Origin of the sequence: Sedimentimonas flavescens, from assembly GCF_025154035.1 — a bacterium.
Classification (GTDB): domain Bacteria; phylum Pseudomonadota; class Alphaproteobacteria; order Rhodobacterales; family Rhodobacteraceae; genus Rhodobacter; species Rhodobacter flavescens.
In genome coordinates this window covers 75907-88363 of the sequence record NZ_JAOALJ010000004.1, presented here as the reverse complement: position 1 = coordinate 88363, position 12457 = coordinate 75907, and the positions used below count along the sequence as shown (strand labels likewise).

General features: G+C 66.1%; 13 protein-coding genes. 1 reads left to right on the top strand and 12 read right to left on the bottom strand.

The genetic code is table 11. From position 1 onward, the window contains the following. Positions 1-21: 21 nt before the first annotated feature. Positions 22-555, bottom strand: a complete 534-nt coding sequence (locus tag N3C64_RS08810) for a gamma-glutamylcyclotransferase (protein WP_218630945.1) — start codon at positions 553-555, stop codon at positions 22-24. A gap of 62 nt (positions 556-617) precedes the next feature. On the opposite strand from N3C64_RS08810, the gene N3C64_RS08805 reads away from it, so the two are divergent. Further along, complete coding sequence (locus N3C64_RS08805) at positions 618-1604, top strand: DUF2125 domain-containing protein (RefSeq protein ID WP_260013990.1); 987 nt, start codon at positions 618-620, stop codon at positions 1602-1604. Here N3C64_RS08805 and N3C64_RS08800 read toward each other — a convergent pair. From N3C64_RS08800 to N3C64_RS08750, 11 genes are all read right to left on the bottom strand, one after another. Beyond that, positions 1592-2350, bottom strand: coding sequence for an extensin-like domain-containing protein (locus tag N3C64_RS08800; protein WP_218630943.1), 759 nt, complete (start codon positions 2348-2350; stop codon positions 1592-1594). The genes N3C64_RS08805 and N3C64_RS08800 overlap by 13 nt on opposite strands. After that, a complete protein-coding gene (locus tag N3C64_RS08795; RefSeq protein WP_218630942.1) occupies positions 2350-3276 on the bottom strand; it encodes a prephenate/arogenate dehydrogenase family protein in 927 nt (308 codons plus the stop codon). The genes N3C64_RS08800 and N3C64_RS08795 overlap by 1 nt, the downstream gene beginning before the upstream one ends. After that, a complete protein-coding gene (gene hisC, locus N3C64_RS08790) occupies positions 3273-4364 on the bottom strand; it encodes a histidinol-phosphate transaminase (protein ID WP_260013989.1) in 1092 nt (363 codons plus the stop codon). Before hisC ends, N3C64_RS08795 begins: the two co-directional genes overlap by 4 nt. A 132-nt stretch (positions 4365-4496) precedes the next feature. Beyond that, positions 4497-5117, bottom strand: a complete 621-nt coding sequence (gene rpsD, locus N3C64_RS08785; protein WP_218630940.1) for a 30S ribosomal protein S4 — start codon at positions 5115-5117, stop codon at positions 4497-4499. Between the two features lie 192 nt (positions 5118-5309). Next, entirely contained in the window at positions 5310-5765 is a 456-nt protein-coding gene (locus N3C64_RS08780; protein WP_218631039.1) for a hypothetical protein, read from the bottom strand. A gap of 212 nt (positions 5766-5977) precedes the next feature. Beyond that, positions 5978-7921 carry a 3-hydroxyacyl-CoA dehydrogenase NAD-binding domain-containing protein gene (locus tag N3C64_RS08775; protein ID WP_260013988.1) on the bottom strand — a complete coding sequence of 648 codons (1944 nt, stop codon included), beginning with the start codon at positions 7919-7921 and terminating at the stop codon, positions 5978-5980. A 2-nt stretch (positions 7922-7923) separates the two neighbouring features. Further along, positions 7924-8625: an ABC transporter ATP-binding protein gene (locus tag N3C64_RS08770; RefSeq protein ID WP_218630938.1), complete on the bottom strand. Its 702-nt coding sequence runs from the start codon at positions 8623-8625 to the stop codon at positions 7924-7926. Then, positions 8612-9385, bottom strand: a complete 774-nt coding sequence (locus N3C64_RS08765) for an ABC transporter ATP-binding protein (protein WP_218630937.1) — start codon at positions 9383-9385, stop codon at positions 8612-8614. Before N3C64_RS08765 ends, N3C64_RS08770 begins: the two co-directional genes overlap by 14 nt. Next, positions 9382-10338, bottom strand: a complete 957-nt coding sequence (locus tag N3C64_RS08760; protein ID WP_218630936.1) for a branched-chain amino acid ABC transporter permease — start codon at positions 10336-10338, stop codon at positions 9382-9384. The genes N3C64_RS08765 and N3C64_RS08760 overlap by 4 nt, the downstream gene beginning before the upstream one ends. Before the next feature lie 4 nt (positions 10339-10342). Then, positions 10343-11215: a branched-chain amino acid ABC transporter permease gene (locus tag N3C64_RS08755; RefSeq protein ID WP_260013987.1), complete on the bottom strand. Its 873-nt coding sequence runs from the start codon at positions 11213-11215 to the stop codon at positions 10343-10345. A gap of 89 nt (positions 11216-11304) precedes the next feature. Beyond that, entirely contained in the window at positions 11305-12450 is a 1146-nt protein-coding gene (locus tag N3C64_RS08750; protein WP_260013986.1) for an ABC transporter substrate-binding protein, read from the bottom strand. Positions 12451-12457 lie beyond the last annotated feature (7 nt).

The window sequence follows — 12457 nt, the reverse complement described above, 5'->3', positions numbered from 1 at the left end:
GCTTGGCGGCACTGCCAAGCCCTATCGGGTCAGCTCACGGACCCGCGCGGACAGCCAGTCGAGGTCGGGATCGGCCAGCCCAAGCTCGGTCAGATGGGCGGCGGTGTTGAACAGATAGTCGCGGTTCGGCCCCCGCCCGCCGATGGCATGGGCGATGATGCGCGCCTGTTCCTCAAGGTCGAGCGCACAATATTGCGGCCCCTCGCGGTCGATCACATAGGTGATCGCCTCGAACGTCTCACCCTCTTCGCAGGTCACGGGTAACTGGTGCTCAAGATAAGCGTCCGAGACCAGTTCGCGCGCACGCAGGCAGGCCAGAACCTCGTCTGCCTCGGGTTCGGCCACGCGAAACGCCAGACCCGCGCAGACGGCATCGGGGCTTGCGTCCAGCGCCAGCACCAAGCCCGGAGCTTCGGGCGTGCCGCGGAAATGGATCGAGCGCATGCAGAACGAGCGATGCCAGCCCCGCAGCCAGGCGCGTCGCACCTCGGCCGGGGCAAAGCCCGGATCCCAGATCAGCGAGCCGTAGCCAAAGATCCATAACGTTTTGGTCATCGCGCTGGTCCTCCTGCCGCCCCGGGGATACATCTGTCAGGCGTCGATGGAAAGAGGTGCGGATGCGGCTGATCTGGGCAGGCCTTGCCGTCGCGGGGCTATATTCGGGCTACTGGATGGCGGGAACGGCCCTGCTTCAACGCGGCGCGGCGATGGCGCTTGAGGGCGCGCGGGCCGAGGGGCGCGGCGATGCCGAGGCGCTTCAAACCGGCGGTTTCCCGGCCCGGTTCGCGCTGAACCTGACCCGGCCCGAGCTTGCCGATCCGCTGGCCGGGTGGCACTGGTCCGCACCCTCGGTTCAGCTTTGGGCACCCGGCTGGCGTCCGCTGGAGTTGCATCTGGACACACCGCCCGATAGTCAACTGACCCTTGGCGGCCAGCAGTTCATGCTGAGCAACAGCCTTGGCACTGGCAGTTTACGGCTTGGCCTTGCGCCGGATCTGCCGCTGACCGGGGCGCAGGCCGAATTGCGCGATGTCGCGCTGCGCCCCGAGGGTAGCGCAGAACCGACACTCGCCGCCGGCCGGATCGACGCCGTGGCGGAACTGACCGATGCGCCCGCGACCTATCGGATCACCGCCGGGATCACCGATGTCACTCTGCCCCCCGGCACCATGGCCCGCACGCTTGGGGCGCCCCTGCCCGACAAGATCGACGCGCTGACGCTGGAGGCCACGCTGCGCCTCGACGCGGCGCTTACCGGAGCGACGCAATCCGCCCCACCGCGCATCGAGGAGATCGGCCTGCAGACGCTCTCGCTCGACTGGGCCGGACGCGGGCTGAGTGCCAGCGGCGCACTGAAGATCACCGCCTCCGGGCAGCCCGAGGGCACGATCCAGATCAGCACGGCCGAGTGGCGCGACTGGCTCGATATCGCCGTGGCGGCGGGCTGGATCGAAGCGCGCAGGCAGCCCGCCCTGACCGGGCTTGGCAGCTATATCGCGCAAAACAACGGTGGTGTGCTGAAGGTGCCGCTGGCCTTTCAGAACGGCCGCGCTAGCCTCGGGCCGGTGCCCCTTGGCTCAGCGCCTGTGCTTCAGCGGCAGTAGGCGCCGCTCTGACGGCGGGCCGTATCGACGTGGATATGGTCCTGGTGGAAGCGATCCGACTTGGGGCCAAGCACGGTGCCAAACGTCCCGCAGGCGGATTCATGCACCGCCCGGAGCAGCTTGGCCTCGGATTTCCAGCCATCGAGCACCGTGATGACCTTGCCATTCGCCAGCCGGATCCCCCTAAGGTCGATCGCGCGCCCGCGCCCATGCTCGGAGATCTTCGAGCCCTCCTGGTTGTTGCGCGCCCGGCAGGTATAGCTGCCCGCCAATTCAAGCCGCGCAACACCGCCGCCGCGATTGCCGACCGCCGGAACGATGCCCTTGTCCACCCAGGTCTTCAGCGCCTTGGCCGTGGCGCAATCGACCGTGGCGGGGATCGACAGCGGAATACCCGAGACGGCGGTGACCTTCACGCCATCCTCCAGCCCGCAGCCGGACACCTTGCTGGGGATCGGCGGGATCGAAACGCCGGTAATCCCCGGAACACCGCAGACCGCCCCCCGTGCGCCGGGCTTGCCGACCTTGGCGGGAACGCTCGCGCCCGACATGGCGGCGAGTTTCAGCTTGCCGGGTTTTGCCATGGGACGGGCCGAGGACAGAAGCGCAACACCAGGATTGGTCTGGGCAGGCATGGCCGCCGACCGCGGGGAGCCCTGCGGGCGCGGCGAGGTCTGGGGCGCATCGGCCCAAGCACCCCCCGCAGCCAGCGCGAGGCCAAGGGCCAGCACAAGTGCCGCGCGCATCAGGCCTTGTCCGACGGAGGCAAGCCGCGACCAAAGTTCGGTGCTGCGGTATCCTGACCCGCCTCGATGATCCCGCGACGGATCGCCCGAGTGCGGGTGAAATAGTCATGCAGGAAGGCGCCATCCTCCATCCGGATCGCGCGTTGCAGCATGAACAGCTCTTCGGTGAAGCGGCCAAGGATATCGAGCGTGGCTTCCTTGTTGGTCAGGAAGACGTCGCGCCACATGGTCGGGTCCGATGCCGCGATCCGGGTGAAATCCCGAAAGCCCGAGGCCGAGTATTTGATGACCTCGTCCTGCGTGACGCGACGCAGATGGTCGGCCACGCCCACCATCGTATAGGCGATCAGGTGGGGCGTATGCGACACGACAGCCAGCACCAGATCGTGGCGCTGCACATCCATCTCGTCGACATTGGCGCCAAGCCCGGTCAGGAAGTCGCGCAGCCGCTGCACCGCTGCCGGATCGTTGCCCTCAAGCGGGGTCAGCAACCACCAGCGGTTCACGAAAAGCGAGGCAAAGCCCGAACGCGGGCCGGAATGCTCGGTCCCGGCCAGCGGGTGGCCGGGGATGAAGTTCACATGCGGCGGCAGATGCGGGGCCACGGCCTCAACCACTGCCTGCTTGACCGAGCCCACATCGGTAATCGTCGCGCCCACGGCCAGATGCGGCGCGATCTCGGCCGCGATGGCGCCCATGGCACCGACCGGAACGCAAAGCACCACGAGATCGGCTCCGCGCACGGCCTCGGCCGCAGTTTCGCAGACCCGATCGCACAGACCGATCTCAACTGCGGTCGCCCGCGTCTCGGGTGATTTGGCATGACCGACGATCTCGCCCGCCAGCCCATGGGCCCGCATCGCATGGGCCATGGACGAGGCGATAAGCCCCAGACCGATCAGCGCGACGCGATTGTAGCCCGTCATGCCACCCCGCCCGCCTTGAACTGGCCGATCATATGCGCCACGCGGCGGCACGAGGGCTCGTCGCCCACGGTGATGCGCAGGCAGTTCGGCAGGCCGTAACTGGTCACGCGCCGCACGATCAGCCCGTCTTTCTTCAGGAACTCGTCGCAGGCCGCCGCCTCCTCCTCGGAGCCGAAGCGCGCGAGGATGAAGTTCGCCGTCGAGGTATCCGAGGGCACGCCCTTCTCGGCCAGCGCCTCGGCCAGCCAGGCGCGCAGCCGGGTGTTGTCATCGCGGCAGCGCACGATCCAGTCCTGGTCGCGCACGGCGGCCTCGGCGGTCTCGATCTGCGCGGTCGAAAGGTTGAACGGCCCGCGCACGCGGTTGAGCACGTCGATGATGGCCTTGGGGCCATAGCCCCAACCAATTCTCAGCCCGCCCAGACCGTAGATCTTCGAGAAGGTGCGCGTCATGAAGACATTGGGCAGGCGCGTGGCAAGATCCGCGCCGCCGTCATAGCCCTCGACATATTCCGCATAGGCGCCGTCGATCACCAGCATCGCCTGTTTGGGCAGCCCGGCGGCCAGACGCTCCAGCTCGGCCAGACCGATCATCGTGCCGGTCGGGTTGTTCGGGTTGGCGATGAACACGAGCTTGGTGCGCTTGTTGCAGGCCTTCAGGATCGCATCCACATCGGTGGTGCGCTCGCGCTCGGGCACGCAGACGGGGGTCGCCCCGGCGGCATGGGTATAGATGCGATACATCAGGAAGCCGTGCTCGGTGAACACGACCTCGTCTTTCGGGCCGGCATAGGCCTGGCAGAGGAAGTGAATGATCTCGTCCGAGCCGACGCCGCAGATGATGCGCGCCGGATCAAGCCCGTGCACGTCGCCGATGGCCTGACGCAGGCTGGCATGATCGGTCGAGGGATAGCGGTGCAACTTGTGCGCCGCGCGCGTGAACGCCTCTTTTGCCTTGTCCGACGGGCCAAACGGGTTTTCGTTCGAGCTCAGCTTGACCGCATCGGTCACGCCCGCCACATGCGACTGCCCGCCCTCATAGAGTGCAATCTCCATGATGCCGGGCTGCGGACGGATATGATCGTTCATGACACTTCCCTCAAGACTCCGCGCGCTTTCTAGCGGGCGGCGGGGGACAAAGCCAGCAGCATCTTCCCCCGACGGAAACGAAAAAGGGCCGGGATAACCCGGCCCTTTCGAAGATCTGGCTGAACTGAAGGATCAGTTCTTCGCGTAGAATTCGACGACCAGGTTCGGTTCCATCACGACCGGATAGGGCACGTCCGACAGGGCCGGGGTGCGCACGAAGGTCGCGGTCATCTTGTTGTGGTCGACTTCGAGGTAGTCCGGCACGTCGCGCTCGGCCGACTGGACGGCTTCGAGGACGATGGCGAGCTGCTTCGAGCGGTCACGAATGGCGACAACGTCGCCTTCCTTGACGCGGTACGACGCGATGTTCACGCGCTTGCCGTTGACGGTGACGTGGCCGTGGTTCACGAACTGACGCGCCGCGAAGACGGTCGGAACGAACTTGGCGCGGTAGATGACGGCATCGAGGCGACGCTCGAGCAGGCCGACCAGGTTTTCACCGGTGTCGCCCTTCACACGCTCGGCTTCGGCGTAGATGCGGCGGAATTGCTTCTCGGTCAGGTCGCCGTAGTAGCCTTTCAGCTTCTGCTTGGCGCGCAGCTGGGTACCGAAGTCCGACAGCTTGCCCTTGCGGCGCTGACCGTGCTGGCCCGGGCCGTATTCGCGCTTGTTCAGCGGCGACTTGGCGCGGCCCCAGATGTTCTCGCCCATGCGGCGGTCGATTTTGTACTTGGCAGACGTGCGTTTGGTCACGGCTGATCTCCTTCATAAAGTAGCGAAGGGCGTTGTCCTTTCCCGCGACCCCATCCGAGCCTTGGGCGACAGGTTTCCCCTTGCGGGGTCCACCAACACCAATGAATGACCCGGCAGCCTCGGCTACCGGGATGGCGGGCTTATACAGCCCCGCGCGCCCATGTCAACGCGCGAATCCCGGAATTAGGCGACTCAGTAGAGCAGCTTGTAGACATTCCCAAGCGAGTCGGTGACCGTGCCCGTCCCGCTTTGCGTACCCGATCCCGAAATGAACGTGCCCTGCAGGCGGTTGCCGTCACTGCACACCGCATAGATCTCGCCCGAGTTCACGCCGCCCAGATCCTCGGTCGAGTTCTTATACTTGCCGCCAGTGTCGCGCAGTGTCAGCGACAGGCCACGCTCTTGGGTGCGCACCTTCGGCGCGACCGAACTCCAGGTGCCCTGGCATTTGGACTTGTTCGGCTTGGGCAGACGGAACGAGACGATCCCCGAGGTTTCGGTATCGGCCTTGAGCGTGATCGGGATCAGGCTGGCCGGATCTTCGTTCGCGATCGGCCCCTGAACGGGGTAAAGCTGCATGTCGCCGGTGCCGCCGCAGGCAGCAAGCAGGGGCAGCAGGGACAGGACGAGCAAAGAGCGCAGGGTCACGACGATCGACTTTCCGTTGTGTCGGCCAGCCAATCCCGGCACCCCGCCCGGTCCTCGGGTTCGGACCGTCACGACGCAGTCGCCGAAAATGCCTGACACAGGATAGAATTGCTTGCGGCGGTAGATTTTTTCGCCCCCTTTCGCAAGGGCGAAAATCGGCACGGCGCCCAAGCGCCGCACCGGTCACCGAAATGTGTGCGCAGACTGCGCCGTCAGCTCCGGCCCTGCGCCGCGAACATCGGACCGCCGCGCCAGCGCGGGAAGCCGTAGCCGTGGATCTCGACCAGATCGATATCCGAGGGGCTGCGGGCGATCCCCTCGTCAAGGATCGCCTGCCCCTCGGCGGCCATCTGGCCCACCAGGTCTGCGGCGATCTCTTCGCGGGTCATCGAAACGAACTCGGTGACATGCGGTGCCAGAAGCTCCGCGACCGTGATCGAGGAACGCGGAGCGCGCTCACCGGGCGCATAGTCATACCAGCCACCGCCGGTCTTCTGGCCCTTGCGGCCCGCGCGCACGAGGATGTCGGCCAGCGCCTCGGGCACCGCCTGCCCTGCCGCGCGCGCGCCCTCGCGCTGAAGGAAGGCGATATCCAAACCGCCCAGATCCTGCGCCTCGAACGGCCCCATCGCGAAACCGTAGCCGCGCATCGCCGCGTCAATCTCGGGGATGGCGACGCCCTTGCGAAGCAGCCCCTCGGCCGCAGCACGATAGCGTTTCAGGATGCGGTTGCCGATGAAGCCCTCGCAGATCCCCGCTTGCACCGGGATCTTGTTCAGCGCCCGCCCGAGCGCGAACCCCGTGGCCAGCGTCTGCGCCGAGGTCTCTGCCGTCGGCACGATTTCCAGCAGTTTCATGACATTCGCCGGGCTGAAGAAATGCAGCCCGATGAAGCGCGCGGGATTGGGCAGGCCCTCGGCAATGGCGCGCGGATCGAGATAGGAGGTATTCGTCGCCATGATCGCATCGTCCCGGCAGTGGCGCGCGAGTTCAGTAAAGACCGCGCGCTTGACGCCGATCTCTTCAAAGACCGCCTCGATGACCAGATCGGCATCGGCAAGGGCGGCGTAATCGGTTGCGCCCGTTACACCAGCAAGGCGCTCGGCTGCCTGCGACTCGGACAGCTTGCCGCGCTTCACGCCACCGTCGAAAATGGTCTTCAGATTACCAAGGCCACGTGCCAGCGCTTCGGCGTCGCGCTCGATCAGGGTCACGGGAAGGCCTGCGTCGCGCAGGGCGGCGGCGATGCCCGCGCCCATCGTGCCGCCACCGATCACGCCCACCTTGCGCAGTGCGACCGGTTCGACATCGCGCAGATGCGCGGGGCGCGGGGCCGCGCGCTCGGCGAAGAAGACGGCGCGCAGGGCCTGCGCCTGCTCGGAGGCACGCAGTTCCAGGAACGTCGCGCGTTCATGCGCCATGGCCACGTCGAACGACGCCTCGGCAGCCTTGCGCAGGCACTCGAGCGCGCGCAGCGGCGCGGCCTCGCCCCGGGCGCGCTTGGCGATGGCGGTCTGCTGCGCCTCCCAGAAGCCCGGCTCGGGCGTCGCGATCGGGCGCTGCGAGACCGGAAGCGGCAGAGGCTGTTCAAGCGCCTCACGCGCAAAGGCCAGCGCGGCGGCCTGCAAATCACCGCTGACGACCGCGTCGATCAGCCCGAGCGTCTTGGCCTTAGCGGCTTTCACCGGCTTACCGCCGGTGACCAGATCCACCGCCGCCTGCACGCCTGCAAGGCGCGGCGTGCGAACCGTGCCCGAAGCGCCCGGCACGATCCCAAGCGTGACCTCGGGCAGGCCTACCGACGCCCCTTCCAGCGCGATGCGGAAGCGGCAGCCCATGGCGATCTCGAAACCGCCACCCAGGGCCGAGCCGTGAATCGCCGCGATCCAGGGCTTTTGCGCCCCTTCGATCCGGGCAACCAGATCGGGCAGATGCGGCTCCATCGGCGGCTTGCCGAACTCGGTCACATCCGCCCCGGCGATGAAGGTGCGCCCGGCGCAGATCAGCACCACCGCCTTTACCGCAGGGTCGGCGTCAAGCGTGGCCACGGCATCCCAAAGCCCCTGCCGCAGCGCCTGCGAGAGCGCGTTGACGGGCGGGTTGTCGATGGTGACGGTGGCGATTTCCCCGGCATGGGCGATGGTGACGACGGACATACTCAGATTCCCAGATAAGCTTCGCGGATGCGCGGATCGGCGATCAGTTCTTCGGCCGCGCCATTCATGGTGATATGGCCGGTCTCCATGACATAGCCCCGATCGGCGATCTTGAGCGCGCCAAAAGCGTTCTGCTCGACCAGAAGGACGGTCACGTTCAGCGCCTTGAGGCCCTTCACGACGTCGAAGATCTGGCTGACGATGATCGGCGCCAGACCCATCGAGGGCTCGTCGAGCAGAAGGCAGGACGGCCGCCCCATCAGCGCCCGCGCCATGGCCAGCATCTGCTGCTGTCCGCCCGAAAGCCCGCCGGCCGCGAGGTTGCGCTTTTCCTTCAGGATCGGGAACATCTGGAAGGCGTCGTCCATGTCCTTCTCGACCCGTTCGTCATTGAACAGGAAGGCGCCGAGGCGCAGGTTTTCCTCGACCGAAAGATTGGTGAAGATCTGCCGCCCCTCGGGCGATTGCGCCAGCCCGCGGCGCAGGCGCTTGTAGGCCGGCACCGGCACCAGCAACTCGCCGCGGAAGGTGATCGAGCCGCCGGTCACCGGCTGCACGCCCGACAGGCAGCGCAGCAGCGTCGTCTTGCCCGCGCCATTGGCGCCCACCACCGTGACAATCTCGCCCGAGTCGACATGCAGGTCGATCCCGTGCAGCACCTCGATGCGCCCGTAGCGCGAACGCAATCCCTCAACCGTGAGCATTTTCGGCCCCCAGATAGGCGGCGATGACCGCCGGGTTTTGACTGACCGTGGCCGGGTCGCCCTCGGCGATCTTCTCGCCGTGATCCAGCACCACGATATGATTGGAGATCCGCATGACCATCTTCATGTCATGCTCGACCAGCAGGATCGCCACGCCCGAGGCCGCAACCTCGGCGATCAGGTGATCGATCTCCTCGGTTTCGACGGCGTTACAGCCCGCAGCGGGTTCATCCAGCAGCAGCACCTTCGGGTCGAGCGCCAGCGCCCGCGCGATCTCAAGCCGCTTGAGCGAGCCATAGGACAGGTTGCCCGCCTCACGCTCAGCCGCGCGCGTCAGTCCGACACGCTCCAGCAGTTCGCGCGCCCCGGCCATCGCCTTGCGCGCACGGCGGCGCGACGAGGGCAGCCCAAGGATATCGGCGACCACCGGCCCCTTTTCCTGAAGGTGATACCCGGTGATGACGTTTTCGAGCACCGTCATCGACTGGAAGATTTGCAGGTTCTGGAACGTCCGGCTCATACCGCGACGGGCCAGAAGATGCGGCTCCATCCCGGTGACATCCGCACCATCCAGCATCACACGTCCCGCGCCGGGCAGGTAGACCCCCGAGATCATGTTGAACAGCGTGGTTTTGCCCGCACCGTTCGGCCCGATCACCGAGACGATCTCGCCGGGGCGGACGCGGAAGCTGACATCGTTCACGGCCTTGAGGCCGCCAAAGCTGATGCCGAGACCTTCGATCGAAAGCAGATCGCTCATTCGTCTTTCCCCCAGAATTTCTTGAGGATCGAGGGCAGCAGGCCCTCGCGCAGGAAGATCATCACCAGCAACATCACAAGGCCGAGGACCATCTGCTCATACTCGGCGAAGACGGTCAGGACCTGCGGCAGAAGCGTCAGGATGCCCGCACCGAAGATCGCGCCCAGAACCGAGCCCACACCGCCCAGAACGGCCATGGTGACCATCTCGACCGAGTGCATGAAGCCAGCGACGTCGGGGGTGATGAACTTGTTTTGCAGTGCCAGCAGCGACCCCGCCACAGAGGCATAGACCGCCGAGATGACGAAGGCCTGCAACTTGAAGCGAGCTACATCGACGCCGACGGTGCGCGCCGCGACCTCGGATCCATGCAGCGCGCGCAGAGCGCGGCCGGTGGGGCTGTTGTGCAGGTTCAGTGCCAGCCAGGCACCGATGATCAGGCACAGGCCGCAGAAGAAATACCAGAACTCGCCATTGGTCAGGTTCAGCCCCCAGCCTTTGAGCACCTCGCGCAGGCCCAGGTCGGCCACTTCGATACCGTCGGGGCCGCGGGTCAGCTGGCGCTCGTTATTGAGGACCATCGACACGAGGATGCCAAAGCCAAGCGTCGCGACGCCAAGGTAATAGCCCTTGAGGCGCAGGATCGGCCGACCGACCAGATAGGCCAGCACCGCCGAGATCGCGGCACCCAGAACGGCCGCCAGCGCCGGGTGCAGGCCCCAGTGCACCGGGGCCAGCGCGCAGGCATAGGCGCCGATCCCGGCAAAGCCGGCATGGCCCAGGCTGATCTGGCCCGCATAGCCGGTCAGGATCACGATACCGGTGACGGCGATGCCGTTGACGAACAGCAGCGCGCCGACGCGGTAGTAGTACCCCGAGGGGAAGAAGAAGGGTGTGATGGCAACCAGAAGCGCCAGCACGATGAGGGTTGCGGATTTCGGAGTCAGTCTCATGGCGTCACACCCGATCCGTCGATTTGCGACCAAAGAGGCCCTGAGGCATGAAGAACAGCACGGCGAGGATCACGATGAAGGCCGCCGCATCCTTGTATTGCGAGGACAGATAGCCCGCAGTCATCGCCTCAAAGAGACCGATGAGGAAGCCGCCGACCAGCGCGCCCTTGGGGTTGCCCATGCCGCCCAGCATTGCGCCCGCAAAACCCTTGAGCGCGAAGCCGATGCCGACGCTATAGGCCGTCAGCGTGATCGGCGTGGCCAGAACGCCCGCCAGTGCACCGATCGCCGCCGAAAGCGCGAAGGACAGCGTCATGACGAAATTCGTGTTGATGCCCACAAGCTGCGCGGCAAGGCGGTTGTTCGATGTCGCCAGAACAGCGCGGCCTAACAGCGTGCGGGTGAAGAACAGCCACAGCGCCAGGAACACCACCAGCGCACCGCCGATCACCCACAGGCTTTGCGGCAGGATCGTCGCGCCGCCGATGCCGATCGGATCGTCACCGGAAAACGCCGGGAAGCTGTGGATCTGCTTGTCGAACACCAGCTGCGCCGCGCCCTGAATGAAGATCGAGGCGCCGATGGTGATGATGATCAGCGAGACCACAGGCGCGCCGCGCGCGGGCTCGATCATCAGCTTGTTCATCGCCACGCCAAGCGCCGCCGTCGCGGCAATCGCGATCAGCGCGGCCAGCGGCAGCGGCAGGCCCTGCGCATGGGCAAACCAGGTGATCATGCCGCCCAGCATGACAAACTCGCCCTGGGCGAAGTTCACCACGTCCGAGGCGTTATAGATGATCGTGAAACCAAGGGCGACCAGCGCATAGACTGCGCCAACGGTTATCCCCGAGAAGAGGAATTGCAGTAGTTCCGACATGGTGTTCTCCGGCTCGGAATGCGAGTCTTGGCGGCCGGTGGGCCGCGCAGCCCCTGCCGCCAAGGCGACAGGGGCCGAACGTCAGCGGATCACTCGACCAGCGTCCACTTGCCGTCCTTGATCTCCAGCATGCGGAATGCCGTCAGATCGAGGCCGAGGTGGTCGGTCGCCGAGAAGGTGTAGACACCGGTGGTGCCAGCCAGACCCGCGGTCGCCTCGATCGCGTCGCGGATCGCGCCCGGCTCCGAGGACCCTGCGCGGCGCAGCGCATCCGCGAGGATCAGGAACGCGTCATTGGCGTAGCCGCCGAAAGTGCTGACTGCCGCGCCGGTCTTGGCCTCGAAAGCGGCCTTGTAGGCGGTGACGGCGGGCTTTTGCGCATCGTCATCGGCCAGCAGGTCAGCCACCAGAAGTGCGGTGCCCGGCAGGCGGACGCCCTCGGCCGCGTCAGCGCCCGCGAGCGCGATGAACCCGTCCGAAGCCACGCCATGCGACTGGTAGAACGGCAGGTCGAGCGCGAGTTGTTTGTAGTTGCGCGTCACGATCGACGGACCCTGACCGAAGCCGGGGTTGACCAGCGCCTGAACGCCCTCGGTGTTCTTGATCTTGGTCAGCTGCGCCGTCATGTCAGCGTCTTTCGGATCGTAGGTCTCGTCGGCAACGATCTCGATGCCGTAATCGGCCACGACCGCCTTGCACTGGGCCTGCATCGAGGCGCCGAAGCCGTCCGTGCCCGAGATCATGCCAACCTTGGTCAGGCCGCGCTTCTGGATGTCTTCGAAGATCTTCTGGCAGGCCATCCGGTCGGTGTGCGGGGTCTTGAAGGTATAGGGCTTGACCGGGTCGATGATGTCGATGGCACCGGCGAGCGAGATGAAGGGCACCTCGGCATCCTCGGCGACCGACAGGATCGACATGGTGGTGCCGGTGGTGCTGCCGCCGATGATCGCGGAAACCTCGTCATCCTCGACAAGGCGGGTTGCGAAGGTGCGCGCCTTGTTCGGGTCGCCGCCGTCATCGTAGAGCACCAGTTCGACCTTCTCGCCGTTGATGCCGCCCGCAGCGTTCAGCTCTTCCACGAGCATTTCGAGGGTCTTCGCCTCGGGATCGCCCAGGAAGGCGGCCGGGCCGGTAGCGGCGATGCTCGCGCCGATCTTGATGTCGGCCACGGCAGTGCCGGTCAGGCCAAGCACGGCCAGCAGGCCAAGTGCAGTCGTCGTCAGGGTCTTCGTCATTCTTCTC

Excerpts from the sequence above, each read along its gene's own strand:
- N3C64_RS08810 (WP_218630945.1), bottom strand. The coding sequence starts at position 555 with ATGACCAAAACGTTATGGATCTTTGGCTACGGCTCGCTGATCTGGGAT.
- N3C64_RS08805 (WP_260013990.1), top strand. The coding sequence starts at position 618 with ATGCGGCTGATCTGGGCAGGCCTTGCCGTCGCGGGGCTATATTCGGGC.
- N3C64_RS08800 (WP_218630943.1), bottom strand. The coding sequence starts at position 2,350 with ATGCGCGCGGCACTTGTGCTGGCCCTTGGCCTCGCGCTGGCTGCGGGG.
- N3C64_RS08795 (WP_218630942.1), bottom strand. The coding sequence starts at position 3,276 with ATGACGGGCTACAATCGCGTCGCGCTGATCGGTCTGGGGCTTATCGCC.
- hisC (WP_260013989.1), bottom strand. The coding sequence starts at position 4,364 with ATGAACGATCATATCCGTCCGCAGCCCGGCATCATGGAGATTGCACTC.
- N3C64_RS08775 (WP_260013988.1), bottom strand. The coding sequence starts at position 7,921 with ATGTCCGTCGTCACCATCGCCCATGCCGGGGAAATCGCCACCGTCACC.
- N3C64_RS08770 (WP_218630938.1), bottom strand. The coding sequence starts at position 8,625 with ATGCTCACGGTTGAGGGATTGCGTTCGCGCTACGGGCGCATCGAGGTG.
- N3C64_RS08765 (WP_218630937.1), bottom strand. The coding sequence starts at position 9,385 with ATGAGCGATCTGCTTTCGATCGAAGGTCTCGGCATCAGCTTTGGCGGC.
- N3C64_RS08760 (WP_218630936.1), bottom strand. The coding sequence starts at position 10,338 with ATGAGACTGACTCCGAAATCCGCAACCCTCATCGTGCTGGCGCTTCTG.
- N3C64_RS08755 (WP_260013987.1), bottom strand. The coding sequence starts at position 11,215 with ATGTCGGAACTACTGCAATTCCTCTTCTCGGGGATAACCGTTGGCGCA.
- N3C64_RS08750 (WP_260013986.1), bottom strand. The coding sequence starts at position 12,450 with ATGACGAAGACCCTGACGACGACTGCACTTGGCCTGCTGGCCGTGCTT.